The organism is Bifidobacterium mongoliense DSM 21395 (assembly GCF_000741285.1).
In the GTDB taxonomy this organism is placed as follows: domain Bacteria; phylum Actinomycetota; class Actinomycetes; order Actinomycetales; family Bifidobacteriaceae; genus Bifidobacterium; species Bifidobacterium mongoliense.
Genome location: NZ_JGZE01000033.1, coordinates 17909 through 36404 on the forward strand (window position 1 = coordinate 17909; position 18496 = coordinate 36404).

Sequence of the window (18496 nt, forward strand, 5' to 3'; positions counted from 1 at the left end):
CTCATCCTATAATCCACCAACACAACCGCAAACTTGAAAGGGCAACCAATCATGACAGATAAGAACAGCAATCCACAGGACGTGACCGACGAGCAGCTTGGCCACATCATCGACCACGCCTATCAGGCGCACCACGGCGGCAAGACCACGCGCGCTTCACCAAGGAAGAGGCTGACATCGTGGCCCATCTGACCAAGCTTGGCGATTCCGTGCGCGAACGTTTCCATCAGGCGATCCGCCATATCAACCGCACTGACGATGACGCGACCCGACTTGACAACTTCGTCGACAAAGAGATGTTCACCGCGGATTACGATCCATATCGTGACCTGATGAATAACTTCGATGACGAGGGCAACCTGCTCTCCCCTGATGACACCATCGTCGGCTGATTCCTTCTCCTCACAAACACACCAACGCGGCGGCCGCAGTTCTTATGGACTGCGGCCGCCGTTTTTCGATTGTGGAATCAATCGCATAACCGAACATCGAGATTCCCGTTACCGAATACTGAGATTTTCACGGAATGATTGCTACAGTTTACATAGTTTCTGACGCATTCGATTTTTCGATTTCAGTTCCGCAAACCAAGTGATCTCAGTAAAACTCGAAAACGCCAACTGAAAAACCAGCGGATGCACTTAACCGTTTAAGTGATTACACTGCGGGACATGAGCATACAAAGACGAATGCTCGTTCATCAAAGGAAGATGAAAGGATTCCCGTGACACAGTCAGTAGGAAAGAAATTGATTGCATTTTGTGCGCGGCGTCCGCAACGTTGCTCAGCACGGCGGCGCTCGCAAACACAGCGGTGGCGGAGGAAACCAACACCATCAACATCAGCGATGTGCACGCAACGGCGGAAACGCGCGCGCTGTTCGCAAATCTGCGTGACACAAAAGCCGGCGAAGTGCGCTTCGGCCAGCAGCATGTAACTGATGAAGCGATCAGCGAAACCACAACGCACGGCGACGTGTATGAAATGACTGGGAAATATCCAGCAGTATTCGGCAGGGACGCTGGACTTGTGCTCGAAGGCCGCGAAAAGCCAGGCAACGGATCAGACCAGCAAGCCAATGCGGCAGCGCTCGCCAATGAGATCGCCAAAGCCGACGAACTCGGTGCCATCGTAACGATTTCCGCGCACTGGAACAATCCAAAAACCGGCGGCAACTATGATGACACCACACGCGTCGCGCGCGAGCTACTGCCAGGCGGTGAATACTCCGGCAGACTCAACACGATGCTCGACGGCATTGCAGCAGTGGCCGAGCAGTCAAAGCGCGCGGACGGCACGCAGATCCCAATCATTTTCCGCCCACTGCATGAGAACACCGGAAACTGGTTCTGGTGGGGCGCCACGCACGCGACGGCAGATGAGTACAAGGAGCTGTTCCGTTACACGGTCAATTATCTGCGCGATATCAAAGGTGTGCACAACTTCCTGTATGCGTATTCGCCAGGCGGCACCCTCGACGGTGACGCGAACGCGTATCTGAAGACCTACCCAGGCGACGGCTATGTGGATGTGCTCGGCTACGACACCTATGACCGTGACAACACAAAGGATGACGCCTCCGCATGGCTCGAGCCAGTGATGAAGGACATGAAAATGCTCAACGACGAGGCCTCCAAACGCGGAAAAATCGTCGCTTTCACTGAGTTCGGCCGTAGCGACGAGCGCGGTTTCAAAAAGGATACGCCAACAAAGGACAAGCAGTTCTTCACCGAAGTGCGCGACGCGCTCAGCAAGGACGCGCCAAACACCGCGTATATGATGACGTGGGCGAACTTCGGTGGATCCGGCTCGAATTTCCAAGCGTACACGCCTTGGAAAGGACAGGACGCGGAACCTGAGTTCGTGCAGTTCGCGAACAGCTCGGACAAGCTGATGGCGAGCCCTGAGAATGTCGATTATTCGAGCGCCCCAGCTGTCACCGCGCGTCCAGGAATCGCGCGCATCGTCACACCGGTCAATTCAGAGCGCGTCACTACAAACACGATTCCTGTACGAGTCAAAGTGGATGACGTCAACATCGGAAAACTCAAGTTCGACAACACGGACAAAGCTCCATACACGAACGCCACCGCAGTAGTGACCGACCATAAGGATGCGGATGGCAACTTCGTCACCGTGCCGCTCACCTACACTTGCAACGGCTATCTGACCGGCACGCTCGACCTTGACAAAGCGGGCATCGCACACGACAACGCAACGTTGCGCCTGACTCCACGAATCGTGCTCAACGACGGCACGCTGCTCAAGTCTCCGGACGGCACCGACGGCACCGTGGAAATCAAGCTCGGCGAAGCGCCAGCGGTGGCGGAAAACGTCATCGACGATTTCGATTCCTATGACAACAACGATGCGCTCAACAGCGCGTACTCGCCAAACAACGGCAAGAGCGCATTCTTCACGCTCGTCAGCAGCCCTCAGGGCGCGGATTACGGAAACGCCGTCGATCTGCACTACGACTACAACGCGAACCCAGGTTACACCGGCTACGCGCGCTCGTTCGATCCGAAGCGCGACTGGTCAAAGTACACCGGAATCAGCATGTACTACAAGCCGGACGGTTCCGGACACAAACTCGTCATCCAAATGAACGCGAACGGCGTCACGTTTGAGGCGTACCCTTCGCTCACCGGAACGGAAGGACAGGTCATCGACCTGCCGTTCGACGAGCCAGGCGTGTGGAACGTTGCCAGCTGGGACACCGCCAACGCAGGCAAGACGCCGGATCAGCAACTGCTTTCCGAAGTGGGCTCTTTCGCGATCTACGTGAATGACAACGACAACGAACTGCATGACAACGCCGGCCGCCCGCGCACCGGTGACATTGTGTTCGACTCAATCAAGCTCGTTGGCGAGCGCGCACCTTACGTGCCGGATGAGCAGCCTACCGAGCCAGCGGACGCCGACCCGATCACGATTGACGACTTCGAATCCTACGCGGACACCGCTGCGCTGAAGGAAGCGTGGGGCAACCGCGGACACACCGATGCGCTGACGTTGGAAACCGAGTCTGACGGCAACAAGTACTTGCAGTACTCAAACCCTGCCGGCGGCTGGCTTGACGTTGCGGCCTACATTGCGAATGACGAGACGCGCAACTCCTGGAGCGGCGAGCGCAAGCTGACGTTCCGCCTGAAGAACAACGGTTCCAACAACGCGATGGCCATGCAGATTGGCACTGCTGACGGCAAGTATTTCCATGTTGATCAGAAGCTTGACTCTGCGATGCCGGAGGGCTGGAACAACATCGAAATCGATCTGCTGAACAACCCGTCGCTCACGCAGAGCTGGCCAGAGAACAATAAAGGCAAGCCAATGACTGCCGATGACCTCGCGCATATCAAGGAAATCGTCATCGCGGGCAATACCTGGAACAACGACTCCCCTGCCGTGAACTTCGGTATTGATGACATCCGTGTCATTCCAGCTGACAATGCCGATGCCGATTCCGGATCAAGCACCAAGCCGGAAACGCCAACAGAACCGTCCGAGCCAACCCAACCTACGGAAACGCCGGATTATTCAGCGGACGTTGCGAACGGAGACCCAGCCACTTGCCCGGTCACCTTCGCTCCAGCTGATGCGCAGGAGCCAAGTGAGCCTGCGGACTCTGCGGATACTTCGGGTTCCTCGGATTCCGCAAATGCGAATAAGCCAACGGATAGCGGCAAACCAGCCGGCAACAGCACTGCTGCAGAGCAGCAAGTGGCAAGCATCGGTGCGCCAATCACCATGATTGCGGCCGTTGCGGCAGCGCTGATGGTCGCCGGCGCGGCAATGCTCGCCTGGGCTCGTCAGCGGAAACAGCTGTAATCGGTAAAGCTCGAATCAGCATTCCTATTTTCGCTGGGCGGGGGCCTAATCTTCTGGGAAGCGATGTATGTACCGCAGAAAATAGCGGAAGATACTCCGCCTCCCGGAGGAAAAGGCCCCCGCCCAGCGAAAATACAATTCAACAGCGAGGTGTGCAGCAAAAATCAAACAATAATACGAACCCGCTCAAGTGGCGCTCCTCCACTAGCGCGGCAGATTCAGCCATGTCAGCCTTGGATAAACGGTCAGAAACGGCATTATTACTGTATTTTGACAGCAGAATTTCTTTTAAAGATGAAAGATGAGAGAAGACAAGGCAAAGGAGCATCGATATGCATACTCCAAACATCATGCGCATCATGCGGCGCGCGGCAAGTGTTATGATTCCAGCGGCCATGCTGGTCGCTCCATGCGTGAGCGCAGTGGCAGACGAGACGGGCGTGCCACCGGATGCCGCGCATTTCCCAGACGAGGAATTCCGTACACTGCTTAAGGAATACGATCTCGATGGCGATGGCGTTTTCAGCCAAGAGGAGCTGTACCAAATAGATACAATCGTGTCCTTTGAAGACAACATCAAGAGCGTTCAGGGAATCGAATATTTCCCAGTGCTCAGAGATCTGAACATTAGGAGAAATCAAATATCATCAATCGATGTGAGCCACAACCCTAAGCTCGAGTATCTGATCATCGGCGGCAACCAATTGACGTCGTTGGACGTGAGTCATAACCCGGCGCTGAAGATGCTGAATGCTAGCCGCAACCAACTGACTTCAATAGATCTCAGCCAGAACACCGCGCTCAAAGAGCTGCATCTGAGCAACAATCAACTTGCTTCGCTGGACTTGACCCACAACACGAAGCTCAAGGAGATCTATGCCAGAAACAATGCGCTGACCGAGCTTGACCTAGCGCTTCTTTCCGCGCTTGAGTATGTGTATCTGAGCAATAACCAGCTGACATCTGTGGGCTTGGGCTCTAACAGCGTGCTTATTGGCATTGAGCTTGATGGCAACCGACTCACATCCGTTGATGTAAGTGGCCTCACTGCAATGGATTATCTGAATCTCAACAACAATCTGCTGACATCTCTAGACGTCAGCAAGAATGCCGCGCTCACATGGCTGGATACTGAAGGCAATCAATTGACTTCTGTGGATGTCAGCCACAACGAGAAGTTACTGGAGCTGTTCGCCAAGAAGAACCGTCTGTTGTGGCTGAGCGATTTTGCCAATCCAGAGCAGGAGCATGACATTGATCTTGCCGAACAACTGTACGGTCCAGTGGCTGGAACCACTCTGAATCTGACGAAAACCGCTCCAGGCATTGACGTGACGCGTATCTCGAATGTACAGAGTGGCACTTTGGATGGCGACGTGCTAACCGCGACCAACCCAGATGGCTTGGTCACTTACGATTACCAGTTCAACGGCAAGGCGGACCCTCTGCATGCGCAAGTGCAATTCGATATGCAGCCGTTGCCTGATGATTCAGACGATCCTGATGATCCAGATCAGGCGGACAAGCCAGCCGGTGACACTCAGCCATCAGATCCAGCGAGCGCTGGCAAGCCTTCCGAGCCGAGCAAGCCTGCCAACGGCAGCAACGTCTCCGGCATCAGATGGCAGATGGCGCGCACTGGTTCGTCAATCCGGCATATAGGAACTAAACGTGTTGTTTATCTTGCTGCTCATATCATATGGCAGTAGGCGTGTCGTGGGTTCTTTATTGTGCCGTCCCGTTAATGCGGTGTGTTTTCCGTGGTGTGGGGTATGCCGCGGGCATGAGGAAGAAATCAGTCAGGGCGCGCAGATGCCCGGTGTGTGGCAACGCGATGATCAAACACGGCAGGAGCGCCTCGGGCGCCCAACGATGGCGTTGCGCCACATGCGCGCTCACTTCCACGGCGCCCAGGGCCGACAGGGCGCGTCGGCGCCAGCTGGACGAGTTCCTCGACTGGCTGCTCGGGGCCGCACCCCAACGCAGGCGCGCGGAAAGCGCGCGCAACTTCCGCAAACGCGTGGATTGGTGCTGGCAGCTCGCCCCGCGCATCGAACCCGACGGTGTGGTGCATCATACGGTCATGGCCGACGGCACCTACATGAACGGCTGGTGCCTGCTGGTCGCGATCGACGGCGAAGACGGTGAGATGCTCGCCTGGCAGTGGTGCGACCGCGAGAGCGCGGCCGCCTACAAGGCCCTGTTCGAACGGATCGCACCTCCCGACGTGCTCATCTGCGACGGCATGAAAGGCATCGGCAAGGCCTGCGCCGAGGCATGGCCGGGCACGCGCATCCAACGCTGCCTCATCCACGTGCAGCGCGACACCAGGGCCGACCTGACCTCCAAACCCAGATTGCAGGCCGGACGGGAGCTCAAGAGACTCGCCGACGCGCTCACCCGCATCCGAGAACCCGAGGACGCGGTCCGGTGGGGCGAGGCGCTCAACGCATGGCACGAACGCTGGAAGACGATGCTGGCCGAACGCACCTTCGCCAAGGACAACCCGGACGACCCCAGGGCAGCCACAAGCAGGGGCGGATGGTGGTGGACCCACCTGCCGCTGCGCCTATTCCAGCTCGAACGCCTCTTCCGCAATGGCACCCTGTTTTGCTTCCTCGACCCCGAATTACTCGAACACGGGTCCGTCGCCCGCGACAGCAACCGGCTCGAGGGCGGCGTCAACGCCAAGCTCAAGCTCATGCTCCTCAACCACCGCGGACTTCCACCGGAACACATGAGACGCGCCTGTGAATGGTACTGCTACATGAAAAGCGCCGACCCCGACACCCACCGCATCCTCAAGGAACACGAACGCAGGAACAGGACGCGCGAACACCACGACGACCACGCCGACATGATCCAACCTGCCCTCGGGACCGGCATCGACTGGAACGAATTCCACACCAGCACACGCCACCCAAACAACACGGACTAGAAGCCTAAAACAACACGTTTAGTTCCTATATGCCAGGCACGGCGGTATTTGCGTAGGCGCGTCGGCGTAGCAGTCTGTAAGAGAGATAAGAGAGAACAGAAAAACCCTAGCCGAAGCTAGGGTTTTTCTATTCGGTGCCCCCGCGGGATTCGAACCCCGGACACGCTGATTAAGAGTCAGCTGCTCTAACCAACTGAGCTACAGGGGCGTTGGCTAGCGTACGAACCAAGTGATTACTCTACTACTAAATATGTGGAGTGCAAATCGGTGTGTCGTGACGTGCGCGGCACGGTGAACATGGGTGACGAGGTGCACGGGTATTCTGGCGCCGTATCACATATCGCTATCACGTATCGCATATCGCCACCGCGCTTGGCGCGTCGCCGTATCGGTAATCGGCGTTGAGTCGTCGGTCATTGCGGACATGCGGTGTGCTGCAACAGGTACTCAGACCGCGTGCCGGTCGTATGCCGATAGTGTGCCGGTAGCGCGCTGGCAGCGTGCGCCGAAGTCGCAGGGAGGTTCGCCATGTCGGGTCGATTCGCGCCGACGCCATCCGGTCGCATGCATATCGGCAACGTCTACGCCATGCTCGCAGCCTGGCTTTCCGCGCGTTCGCAACCACAAGGAAGGATCGCCCTGCGCATCGAGGACATCGACACCCCGCGTGTGGTACCCGATGCCGACCGGTTGATCATGGACGATCTGGCATGGCTCGGACTGGACTGGGATGGCGATCCGGTGTATCAGTCACGCCGCGACGATCTCTATCGGGAGGCTTTTCGGACCTTACGGGGAGATGGCGGCCTTGGGGAATCCCGGGTTTTTCCGTGTTTCTGCTCGCGGGCGGACATCCGTGCAGCATCGGCCCCGCAGGAGGGTGACGGCTTTTCCGTATACCCCGGGACGTGTCGGCGCCGGTGGGCCGACGACCCCGATGACGTGCGGCTGCGCCTGGAACGAGGAGATCGGCATGCCTGGCGTGTCGCCGTGCCGGCAGTCGGTCATGCGGGAGATGACGGCGATAGCGGCAAGAATCGTAGCGACGGCTGCGACTGCTGCGACGTCAGCGGCGGCAATAATGGCAATACCGGCGACATGGGTGATTCGGTGACATTCCAGGACCGCGTGTTCGGCCCGCAGCGTTTCGTGCTGTCGCGCGACGTGGGCGATGCGGTGGTATTGCGTTCGGATGGCCTGTTCTCGTACCAGCTGGCGGTGGTCGTCGATGATCTGCTCATGGGCGTCGACGACATCGTGCGTGGCCGCGATCTGCTGCCCTCCACCGCTCTGCAGATGTGGATCAGAAGGCTACTGCTCGACCGCGGTTTCGGGGCGGATGCGGCGGGGGCTTGCCCGGTTGCCACGACGGCCGCCTCGGCGGCAACCCCCATGTATGCGCATCTGCTGCTCGTCGATGACCGTGCTCACCGGCGTCTGGCCAAACGCGAACGGTCGTATGATCTGGGCATGTTGCGCAGCGACGGGGTGGAGCCGGAGCAGATCATCGGGTACTGCGCCTGGATGCTGGGGTTATGCGATGACGGCGAGAGTTCTGCGCGCGGCGAGAGGTCCGAGCACGACGAGGGTCTCGGGCACGGCGAGAAATCCGCGCTTGACGAGAGTCCCACGCGCCAAGCGATGTCCGAACGCGACCAGAGGATCGTGCACGATGACGGGGAAGCGGAGCGGGTCGAGTCGTTGCCGATGTCGGCACATGGCGAGCCGCGGCCGATGTCGGCGCGGGAGGCGCTCGCGGCGTTCTCGTGGGAGAAGGTCGCGCGGGTCCGTCGTGATCACGTGTTGCGTGACCCGGCGGCCCTCGGTCGGATCGGACGGATATAGATACGACGGGCGAACTGCCGGGGCACGGTGTGTGGTCTCGTATCGGATGCCGGCATGCCTGAGCCATCCGCCACGGTCCGTCACGGTCCGTCGCCGAACCCGTGGGCGGCCCGACCGGATCGGGTGCCGTGGCGGCGCGTGACCGTGCCTTCTCGGCCGGGTTCTGCCCGGTGGCTACCATGGGCGGTGGCAGAGGAGGACGTATGACGGCATATATGGACCACAAGGATCTGGCGAACGAACGCATCACCGCCGAGCGCACTAAGGAGATCGCGGGTTCGGTGCGACGGGTGATGGACGCGGTGGCCGAAGCCGAACGCTCCTCGAAGCGTCCCGCGGGTTCGGTCCGTCTGGAGGCGGCCACCAAGACGCGTGACGTCGGCGAGATCATGGCCGCCATCGACGCCGGCATCGGGCTGATCGGTGAGAATCGTCCGCAGGAGGTCGCGGTGAAGGCCGCGGGTCTGCGTCGCCAGTGCGCCGAACGGGGGTTGGCCATCGGGCGTGCCGACGGCGGCGGGTCGTCGGCCGGGACGGGAGTCTCCGCGGCCGAATCGTCCGCTGTTGCAGATACCGCGGGCACTGCAGGCGTCAGGCAATCAAACGACAGACAATCGCCGGCCGGGGCACGCGCCGCTGGCCACGTCGACTTCCATCTCATCGGACAGTTGCAGCCGAATAAGATCGGCAAGGTGCTGCCCGTCGTCGACACCATCGAATCCGTGGGTTCCTTGGCGCTCGCCGAGAAAATCTCGCGGCGGGCCGTCGCGCGCGGACTGACCGTCGGCGTCCTGCTCGAAGTCAACGAATCCGGCGAGGCCGCCAAATCCGGGTGCAATCCGAAGAACGCCATCGACATCGCCAGGCGCATCGGCATCATGGGCGGGCTTCATCTGCGCGGACTCATGACGATCGGCGCGCATGTCGATGATGAGATCGTCATCCGTCGCGGGTTCGAGCATCTGCGGCGTCTGCGCGATCAGCTTCTCGAATCGCAGGATCCCGGCACGGCGGACTGCCGCGAGCTGTCAATGGGCATGACCGCCGACATGGCGTACGCCATCGCCGAGGGGTCGACGATCGTGCGCGTGGGCACGGGCATCTTCGGGCAGCGCGCCTTCATCTGAGTCTGAGACGGGGTTCGCCGCGCGGCCGCACGCGGTGCAGGTACGCAGCCGGGTGCGTTCGTCGACGGCAAGCACGATGGTTCGTCGCGGGTCGTGGTCGCCCGTTGTGCCATGCGCATGTCAGGCGAAGGCGCCGAGCGCGCGTCGGGCGGCGCCATATGTGTCCCGGATGTTACGTGGTGAAGTGCGTGGCGTAGGCTGGGCATATGAGAATCGCTCGCTTTTCACTTAATGACGTTCCCCAATACGCGTTCGTGCAGACCGATGACAGCGACGGGAAGGACTACCTCGTCGCCCTGTCCGGTTTCCCCTTCAACTCGCAGGCCATGCAGCCGACGGGCAAACGCTACCCGATCGATGGCGAAGGTATCCGTCTGCTATCCCCGGTCATCCCCTCGAAGGTCTACGGCCTGGCCAAGAACTACGAGGCGCACGCGGTGTTCATGCATGAGCACGGCATGACGAAGGTCGCGCATGCGCCCGAGGACATGATGATCTTCGGCAAGCCGAGCACCTCCGTCATCGGTCCGGACGACCCCATCGTGTTCCCTTCGTTTTCCCATGACATGAACTATGAGCCCGAGGTGGCGGTGGTCATCGGGCGCATCGCCAAGAACGTGCCTGTGGAGCACGCCATGGACTACGTGCTGGGCTTCACGTGCGTGAACGACGTGACGCTGCGTGATCTGCAGGGCTCGGACCCGATGTGGACCAGGGCCAAGGGCTTCGATACCGCCTGCCCGCTGGGCCCGTGGATCCAGACGGAACTCGACTGGAAAGACGCGGCTATCTCGTTCACGCTCAACGGCGAGGATGTGCCCGGGGCCTCCGGCACGACGGCGAAGCTGATCCACGGCATTCCGGAGCAGATCGCGGCCATCTCGAGTTTCGCGACGCTGCTGCCCGGCGATGTCATCATGACGGGCACGCCCAACGCCACCGGCAGCCTCAAGCCCGGCGACGAGGCGGTCGTGACCATCAAGGGCATCGGCTCGCTGCGCAACGTCGTCGTGCGCGGCTGAACCACGCGATATCCCTCTCACATCCAAACTTGAGTGGACATGACTCAAGTTTTGGGAATAGTATGGTGCCATACGGTGTTGTCCATAGCAGATAACGACTGATGACCGTACCGTCGCGGACCTCGTGGTGCGCGACGCTCGGTCGGGACATTACGGAGGTACCTATGGAACATAAGTTCACGACCATGGCCCAGGAGGCCATCGGCGACGCCATACAAAGCGCATCGGCGGCCGGCAACGCACAGGTCGACACCCTGCACGTCGTCGACGCTTTGTTGCGCCAACAGAACGGCGTGATCCCGGCACTCGTCCAGGCCGCCGGGGGAGACACCCAGGCCATCGGCGCGGCGGTGCGCAACGCACTGGTCGCCTTGCCGAGCTCCACCGGATCCACGACCGCCCAGCCCGAGGCGAGTCGTCAGCTCACGACGGCGCTGGCCCAGGCCGAACGCGAGATGCAGCAGATGGGCGACGAATACGTCTCCACCGAGCATCTGCTCATCGGCATCGCCGCATCCGCGCCCAATCAGAGCGCCGACATCCTCAAGTCCCACGGGGTCACCCCCGAAGCGCTGCGCAAGGCCGTGCCGGGCATCCGCGGTGGCAGGAAAGTCACCAGCCCCGACGCCGAAGGCAGCTACAAGGCCTTGGAGAAGTACTCCACCGACCTGACCGCCGCCGCCAAGGAGGGCAAGCTCGACCCGGTGATCGGCCGTGATCAGGAGATCCGCCGCGTCATGCAGATCCTGTCCCGGCGCACAAAGAACAACCCCGTGCTCATCGGCGAACCCGGCGTCGGCAAGACGGCCGTCGTCGAAGGCCTCGCGGAGCGCATCGTCGCCGGCGACGTGCCGACCACGTTGCAGAACAAGAAGCTCATCAGCCTCGACCTAGGGTCGATGGTGGCCGGTTCCAAGTACCGCGGCGAATTCGAGGAACGCCTCAAGTCCGTGCTCGAGGAGATCAAGAACGCCGACGGGCAGATCATCACCTTCATCGACGAGATCCATACGATCGTCGGAGCCGGCGCGGCCGAGGGCTCCATGGACGCGGGCAATATGCTCAAGCCCATGCTGGCACGTGGCGAGCTGCGTCTGATCGGCGCGACGACGCTCGACGAGTACCGCGAGAACATCGAGAAGGACCCGGCCCTCGAGCGCCGGTTCCAGCAGGTCTACGTGGGTGAACCAAGCGTGGAGGACACCATCGCGATCCTGCGCGGACTCAAGCAGCGTTACGAGGCCCACCACAAGGTGACCATCGGCGACGACGCGCTCGTGGCCGCCGCGACGCTCTCCAACCGGTACATCTCCGGCCGTCAGCTGCCCGACAAGGCCATCGACCTGGTCGATGAAGCCGCGGCGCATCTGCGCATGGAATTGGATTCGCAGCCCGAGGAGATCGACGAGCTGCAGCGCAAGGTCACGCGTCTGGAAATGGAGGAGATGCAGCTCAAGAAGGCCGAGGATCCGGCGTCCAAGGCACGGCTCGGAAAACTGCAAGCGGACATGGCCGATGCGCGTGAGCGTCTCGGCGGTCTGCAGGCACGCTGGGAGGCCGAGAAGGCCGGTCACAACAAGGTCGGCGAACTGCGTGCCCAGCTCGACGCCAAGCGCGTCGAAGCCGACAAGTTCACCCGCGAAGGCGAGCTCGAGCAGGCCAGCCGCGTGCTGTATGGCGAGATTCCGGCGATTGAAAAGGAGCTGGCGCTCGCCGAGGCCGATGGTGGAACCGGCGCCGACGGCACGGGCGGTGCGCATGCCGCTGGTGCCGCTGGCGCCGCTGCCGAGGACTCGGCTCAGGAGGCCGCACCCTCGTCCGAACCCATGGTTCCCGACCATGTCGACGCCGATTCCGTGGCCGGCATCATATCGGAATGGACCGGCATCCCCGTGGGCCGTCTCATGCAGGGCGAGAACGAGAAGCTGCTGAGTATGGAGGACCATCTGGCCACACGCGTGATCGGTCAGCGTGAGGCCATCACGGCCGTGTCGGACGCCGTGCGCCGTTCGCGTGCGGGCATCTCCGACCCCAACCGTCCGACCGGTTCGTTCCTGTTCCTCGGGCCCACCGGCGTGGGCAAGACCGAGTTGGCGAAGGCGCTCGCCGACTTCCTCTTCGACGACGAAAAGGCCATGGTGCGCATCGACATGAGCGAGTATATGGAGAAAGCCTCCGTATCCCGCCTGATCGGTGCCGCGCCGGGCTACATCGGCTACGAGGAGGGCGGCCAGCTCACCGAGGCCGTAAGGCGCCGTCCTTACTCCGTCGTGCTGTTCGACGAGGTCGAGAAGGCCAACCCCGAAGTCTTCGACGTGCTGCTGCAGGTCCTCGACGACGGCCGGCTGACCGATGGGCAGGGCCGGACCGTGGACTTCAAGAACACGATCCTCATCATGACCTCGAATCTCGGCTCGCAGTTCCTCGTGCAGCCCGATCTGGATGAGGATGCCAAGCGCAAGGCCGTGATGGATGCGGTCCACGCGCAGTTCAAGCCCGAATTCATCAATCGTCTCGATGATCTGGTGATCTTCCATCCGCTCACCCGGGAGGAGCTCGGCGGCATCGTCGACATCCAGGTGAAGCAGGTGGCCGCGCGTCTCACCGACCGCAGGATCACGCTCGACGTCACCGATTCGGCACGCAAGTGGCTGGCCGATACCGGGTACGACCCGGCATACGGTGCACGTCCCCTGCGCCGCCTGGTGCAGACCGAGGTCGGCGATCAGATGGCGCGTATGCTGCTCGCGGGCAAGGTCCACGACGGCGACACGGTGCTGGTCGACCAGACCGGCGGCGATCACCTCGAGCTCAGCACCATGCCCGAGGATCCGCTGGACGACGACGGCTCCGACGGGCACTGATCCCCAATCGGCCGCGGCCGGGGTCCTCAGGCGTGGAGCAACTTCCACGCCACGACGACCTTGGTCGCGGCCAACGCCAATCCGGCGACCATCAGTACGGAGAAGCCGATGACGACGGCCCGGGCCAGTCGCGGTTGCGGGCCGAAGACGATGAACAGGGCGAATGCCCAGGTGGTGGCGATCAGGGCCGTGGGGACGACGAACATCGTCAGCCGGTAGTAGCGTTCGACCGATGCCGGTGCCGAGACTCGCCTCGAATGCCATTGCTCGGCGGGCAGGCCCCACCGCGGTGTGGCGCGGCCGTGGCGCAGCAGCGCACGCATTTCAAGCAGACGCCCCAGCAGGGCCAAGGTGACGGCCAGACCGGCGAATCCGAAATACGGTCCTTCGGGATCGGTCGGCAGGATCGGGGCCATGATGGTCAGGGCGAGGCTGTAGATATAGGCCGCTCCCGCGCCGCCCGCGATCAGCGTATTGAGATCGGGCGCGTGCCGGGTCAGCGACAGCCACCCTTCGACGGCGATGGGCGTGCCGCAGTAGAACAGCACCGGCGTGATGACGATGACCTGCAGCCATGAATTCGCCGTCCACAACGGCAGTGACATGGATGAGACGCTCGACGGCGTGAGACCATGCAGGATGATGTTGTGCAGGACGTTGATGAGCAGGGCCGGGATCGTGAGCACGGCGGCGATGATGAACGATCTGAGGGCGTCATGTGTGGCGTCGGAAGGGCTGGGCGGCTGTGCTTGCGCCGCGCTGTCCGCAGCGGATGGAGCCTTGTCGCCGGAGGGTGTGTCCCCTGCCGCCGCGAACGGTGCGACGTACCAGCGAAGAATCCTCCATGTGAGCAACGAAGCCGCGACGATGGCCACGACGGCCATAAACAGATCGAATCCCACTGCCCCTCCTTCATATCCCCGTCCATTGTGGCACGGCGACGCGGCGGTGTGGCGTAAGCATTGCGGTTCTTGCACAACTCGGGCACCCATCACGTGTTCGGCGTCCACGGCATGACGTTGTATAGAACATATGTTCGATAATCCTATGACCCTGGTGGTATTGCTGTTGGTCGCCGCGCTGGCCTTCTTCGCCGGCATGATGTGGGGCAGGTCGCGCTCACGTGACGCCGATCATGGTTCGGGTGCGGTCCAGCTCGAGGAGCAGCGTGCGCAGTTGGTCGCCGCGGTCGCGCGCAATGCCGACCTCAAGGCGGGCAACGCCCAGTATCAGGCCCAGTGCGAGGGGCTCGCCGCGCAGCTCGGTTTCGTGAAATCCCAGCTGGCCCAGGCTCAGCAGGCCGAGCAGATTCGGCTCGAGCACGAGCGTGAGCGGCGTCAGGAGGAGGAGAACCGCAAGCGCGAGGCCCAGGCCAAGAGCATGTCGGAACAAAGCAAGGTGTTGGAGGCGCTCGCCCCCGTGCAGCGCAATCTCGACGCCCTGCAGCACAAGGTCGGGCTGATCGAGGAGGGGCGCAAGCACGAGATGGGCGCGCTCGGCCAACAGCTCAAGGGGCTGGGGGAGCAGCAGAGCCGGCTCGACAAGGAGACCAGCTCGTTGTCGGCTGCACTGCGCAACAACAAGATCCGCGGTGCCTGGGGTGAGGCGCAGCTGCGCAATATCGTGGAATCCGCAGGGTTGCTCGAACATGTCGACTTCGACACCCAGGTGGTCGTCACCGATGGTGATGGACACACCCAGCGGCCGGACATGGTCGTGCATCTGCCGGGCGGCAAGTCGATCCCGATCGACGCCAAGGTCCCGTATTCCGATTACCAGCGCGCCTGCGCCATCCCCGAAACCGCCTCGCCCGAGGATCTGGCACGGCGCGACGACCTCATGCATGCGCACGCCAAAGCGTTGCGCGAGCACGTGCGCGTGTTGGGCGACAAGGCCTATTGGAACGCCTTCCCCACGGCCCCGGACTTCGTGGTCGCGTTCATACCGAACGAGGCGCTGTTGCAGGCCGCCCTCGAAACCGATCCGACGCTTATGGACGACGCCTTCGCACGCAAGGTGGCCCTCACGTCGCCCGTGACCCTGTGGGCGGTGCTCAAATCCGTCGCCTTCGCCTGGCAGCAGCAGAGCCTGACCGATGACGCCAAGCAGCTTTTCGACCTGTCGCGTGAACTCTACGAGCGCTTCTCCGTGCTCGGCGAACGGGCCAACAAGCTCGGCACCGCCATCGCGAGAACGGTGACGTCCTACAACCAGTTCGCCTCGTCGTTGGAATCGCGCGTGCTCGTCACCGCCCGCAAACTCCAGACCATCGACCAGAGCAAGGTCATCGCGCCGGTGCCCATCATCGAATCCGACAAGGGCGATCTGCGCGAGCTCACCGCGCCGGAACTGCACAGCGGTGATGAGGAGTGAACGACGGGCAATGAGCGCTGAAGAGTGAGCGCCGGGGAGTGAACCACCAGGAGTGAATCACCAGGATTAGGCACTCCGATTCGATCACCCGAGCCCATCCAAGAGCGTTGACGAGGGAGCGTTGACGAGGACGGTGATTAGGCTTGAGCACCATGAACGAGAGCAGCAATGACGGCAACGGGTCCACGTATGAGAGCAATTCCGGCGGGCGCGGTCCGCAGGACGGCCGCGAGGAGCTGCGTGGTCTGCTCCGCGCCGCGACGGCGGACAAGCCGTTCAACGAACTGTACGGCGTGACCTTCGATCACCGTGGCGCCATCCTCGTCGGCGACGTCTTGCTCGATGCCCTGCAGGCCTCCGGTTTGGGGTGCGAGGATTTCGACATGGTCGGTGCCCTGACCGCAGCGGCCGTGCCACTCGTCGACGCGATGATCCATGCGGCGGCCCGCCGTGGGTATGATATCGACGGATTCATGATGGATTTCGTCTACCCGTCAATCAAGGGGCCATCCATCGCGCATCGACGCGTGGTGTTGCTCGACGCCTGGCTGTCCGAACAGTCCTACGTGCAGACCTCGTCGCTGGTGACGTTGCGCAACGGCAACGAACTCAGTCTCGATTTCAGCGTCGTGCGGCATGAGGACGCCGAAGTGGTCGCCATCGCCGCGTTGATCGGCGGCGCCGTGCAACGGTCGGCAACGGATCGGTCGGCATCGAGCCATCGCGTCATCAAGGTCATCGACACCATCGAGGACCAGTCGCACGAGATCCCCTTCGTCCCGGCGTTCACGGAGGACGAGCTTCGCGGCTCCGCCGAATAGTCCGGTATCGGCACCGGAAGGAGCACGACAGTGAAAGCACCGAATCCAATCACCGCGGCCGCGAAGGCCTCCGGGGAACCGACATTCCGCCGCATCGGCGTGGGGCCGTGGGGCCAGGACCATCCCGATGAGCCCCGACCCGACGATGCAAACGCGCCGGGATACGACCCTCGGTACGACGGCGCGCTCCTCGACGAAGGCGACCGCCGCAACGTCCTTGATCGCTATCGGTATTGGAGCGTCGAAGCGATCCGCCAGGATCTCGACGCCTGCGGCCGGCACGGTTTCGAAGTCGCCATCGAGAATTGGACGCACGATTTCAACATCGGCTCCATGGTCCGCACCGCCAACGCGTTCGCCGCCGGCAGGGTCCACATCGTCGGCCCGCACAAATGGAACCGCAAGGGCGCGCTGATGACCGAGCTGTATCAGCACATCGAGCATCACCCCAGCATCGTCGAGCTCATCGACTCCTGGCATACGCGTATCGCCGCCGAACTCGAAGACGCCCAACGGGCGGAGCGTGACGCCGCAACACCCGAGCGACGCCAGCGGGAACGCGAACGCATCGACGCCTGCCGGGCCTCGCGGATCATCGCACTCGACATCGTCCCCGGCGCCGTGCCCATGGAGACCTACCGGTTCCCGCAGCGCTGCCTGCTGTTGTTCGGGGCCGAGGGGCCGGGGTTGTCGGCCAAGGCGCTCGAGCTAGCGGACGACGTCGTCTATATCTCCCAATTCGGTTCCGTGCGTTCCATCAACGCCGGCGCGGCGGCTGCCGTCGCCATGCATGCATGGATCGCGCAGCGCGCCGGGGTGAGCGCCGAGTAGCCCGACGACGGAGAACATGAACGTCACATACCGCTCATATAGTTAACGCCATGTCTACTTTTACTCGCGAGGAGATCGAGCATTTGGGATCGTTGTCCCGAATCGCCCTTACCGATCAGGAAATCACCCGGCTTCAGGGTGAATTGAACGTCATAGCGCAAGCCATCAATAAAGTGCAGGAGGTCGCCGGCGATGACGTGCTGCCGACCGCCAACCCGATTCCACTCGAGGCCTACATGCGCCCCGATGTGGCCGAGACGCCGCTGACCCAGGAGCAGGCCCTGTCAGGTGCGCCGCTCGCGATCGACGGCATGTTCGAAGCCCCGCGGATGCTGGGGGAGGAGTGAAATGAGCGATACCCACATCGTTACGTTAACCGCGGCCGAAATGGCCGCCAAGGTCGCATCCGGCGAGGTGTCGAGCCGTGAGCTCGTCGAGGCCCATCTCAAGGTCATCGAGTCCGCGGAGCCCGCCATCAAGGCGTTCCTCAAGGTCGTCCCGGACGAGGCGCTCAAGCAGGCCGACGCTTTCGACGCCAAGAAGGCCGCGGGCGAGACCGAGGGTCTGCCCGAGCTGGCCGGCGTCCCGATCGCGATCAAGGACATGATCGTCACCAAGGGCATCGAGACCACCGCCGCCTCGAAGATCCTGCAGGGCTGGATTCCGCCCTACGACGCCACCGTGATCACCAAGCTCAAGGCCGCGGGCATGCCGCTGCTGGGCAAGACCAACCTCGATGAGTTCGCGCAGGGGTCCTCGACCGAGCATTCGGCCTACGGTCCCACCCACAATCCTTGGGACACCACGCGCGTCCCCGGCGGCTCCGGCGGCGGCTCGGCTTCGG

15 protein-coding genes, 1 tRNA gene and 1 pseudogene are annotated in these 18496 nt (G+C 62.0%); 15 read left to right on the forward strand and 2 right to left on the reverse strand.

Translation table 11 applies throughout. The annotated features are described in order from the left end of the window. The first annotated feature begins 51 nt into the window (after positions 1 to 51). The 5 genes from BMON_RS10065 to BMON_RS08905 all read left to right on the forward strand — a co-directional run bounded on the left by BMON_RS10065 (position 52) and on the right by BMON_RS08905 (position 6769). Positions 52 to 192: a hypothetical protein gene (locus tag BMON_RS10065; RefSeq protein ID WP_156098640.1), complete on the forward strand. Its 141-nt coding sequence runs from the start codon at positions 52 to 54 to the stop codon at positions 190 to 192. Then, on the forward strand, positions 180 to 392 hold the full coding sequence (locus BMON_RS08890) for a hypothetical protein (protein ID WP_033512782.1): 213 nt from the start codon (positions 180 to 182) through the stop codon (positions 390 to 392). Before BMON_RS10065 ends, BMON_RS08890 begins: the two co-directional genes overlap by 13 nt. Positions 393 to 780: 388 nt before the next feature. Continuing rightward, complete coding sequence (locus BMON_RS09755) at positions 781 to 3831, forward strand: glycosyl hydrolase (RefSeq protein WP_081883032.1); 3051 nt, start codon at positions 781 to 783, stop codon at positions 3829 to 3831. Positions 3832 to 4163: 332 nt separating this feature from the next. Continuing rightward, the gene (locus BMON_RS09360; RefSeq protein WP_051918051.1) at positions 4164 to 5540 is read left to right on the forward strand and encodes an EF-hand domain-containing protein; all 1377 of its coding nucleotides are present in this window, start codon (positions 4164 to 4166) and stop codon (positions 5538 to 5540) included. 74 nt (positions 5541 to 5614) lie between these two features. Then, on the forward strand, positions 5615 to 6769 hold the full coding sequence (locus BMON_RS08905) for an IS1249 family transposase (RefSeq protein ID WP_081883033.1): 1155 nt from the start codon (positions 5615 to 5617) through the stop codon (positions 6767 to 6769). A gap of 135 nt (positions 6770 to 6904) precedes the next feature. On the opposite strand, the gene BMON_RS08910 is transcribed toward BMON_RS08905, so the two are convergent. Beyond that, positions 6905 to 6977 (reverse strand) — tRNA-Lys (locus tag BMON_RS08910). A gap of 320 nt (positions 6978 to 7297) precedes the next feature. Here BMON_RS08910 and BMON_RS08915 point away from each other — a divergent pair. From BMON_RS08915 to BMON_RS08930, 4 genes are all read left to right on the forward strand, one after another. Further along, entirely contained in the window at positions 7298 to 8614 is a 1317-nt protein-coding gene (locus BMON_RS08915) for a glutamate--tRNA ligase family protein (protein ID WP_051918052.1), read from the forward strand. Between the two features lie 203 nt (positions 8615 to 8817). After that, a complete protein-coding gene (locus BMON_RS08920) occupies positions 8818 to 9741 on the forward strand; it encodes a YggS family pyridoxal phosphate-dependent enzyme (protein ID WP_033512783.1) in 924 nt (307 codons plus the stop codon). A gap of 206 nt (positions 9742 to 9947) precedes the next feature. Continuing rightward, positions 9948 to 10763, forward strand: coding sequence for a fumarylacetoacetate hydrolase family protein (locus tag BMON_RS08925; protein WP_033512784.1), 816 nt, complete (start codon positions 9948 to 9950; stop codon positions 10761 to 10763). Positions 10764 to 10927: 164 nt separating this feature from the next. Continuing rightward, positions 10928 to 13627: an ATP-dependent Clp protease ATP-binding subunit gene (locus tag BMON_RS08930; protein ID WP_033512785.1), complete on the forward strand. Its 2700-nt coding sequence runs from the start codon at positions 10928 to 10930 to the stop codon at positions 13625 to 13627. 26 nt (positions 13628 to 13653) lie between these two features. On the opposite strand, the gene BMON_RS08935 is transcribed toward BMON_RS08930, so the two are convergent. After that, positions 13654 to 14529 (reverse strand): hypothetical protein, encoded by an 876-nt coding sequence (locus tag BMON_RS08935; RefSeq protein WP_033512787.1) that lies wholly within the window; start codon positions 14527 to 14529, stop codon positions 13654 to 13656. A gap of 130 nt (positions 14530 to 14659) precedes the next feature. On the opposite strand from BMON_RS08935, the gene BMON_RS08940 reads away from it, so the two are divergent. The 6 genes and pseudogenes from BMON_RS08940 to BMON_RS08960 all read left to right on the forward strand — a co-directional run. After that, positions 14660 to 16000 carry a DNA recombination protein RmuC gene (locus tag BMON_RS08940; RefSeq protein WP_033512789.1) on the forward strand — a complete coding sequence of 447 codons (1341 nt, stop codon included), beginning with the start codon at positions 14660 to 14662 and terminating at the stop codon, positions 15998 to 16000. A 152-nt stretch (positions 16001 to 16152) separates the two neighbouring features. After that, on the forward strand, positions 16153 to 16821 hold the full coding sequence (locus BMON_RS08945) for a type I phosphoribosyltransferase (RefSeq protein ID WP_033512865.1): 669 nt from the start codon (positions 16153 to 16155) through the stop codon (positions 16819 to 16821). 30 nt (positions 16822 to 16851) lie between these two features. Then, a pseudogene (locus BMON_RS10735) lies at positions 16852 to 17320 on the forward strand (RNA methyltransferase); the annotation flags it as partial. 68 nt (positions 17321 to 17388) lie between these two features. After that, positions 17389 to 17652, forward strand: coding sequence for a TrmH family RNA methyltransferase (locus tag BMON_RS10740; protein WP_407711992.1), 264 nt, complete (start codon positions 17389 to 17391; stop codon positions 17650 to 17652). A gap of 50 nt (positions 17653 to 17702) precedes the next feature. Beyond that, positions 17703 to 17999, forward strand: coding sequence for an Asp-tRNA(Asn)/Glu-tRNA(Gln) amidotransferase subunit GatC (gene gatC / locus BMON_RS08955; protein WP_033512792.1), 297 nt, complete (start codon positions 17703 to 17705; stop codon positions 17997 to 17999). A 1-nt stretch (position 18000) separates the two neighbouring features. After that, the coding region (locus BMON_RS08960) for an amidase (protein WP_034885510.1) at positions 18001 to 18496 on the forward strand (496 nt) is incomplete at its 3' end.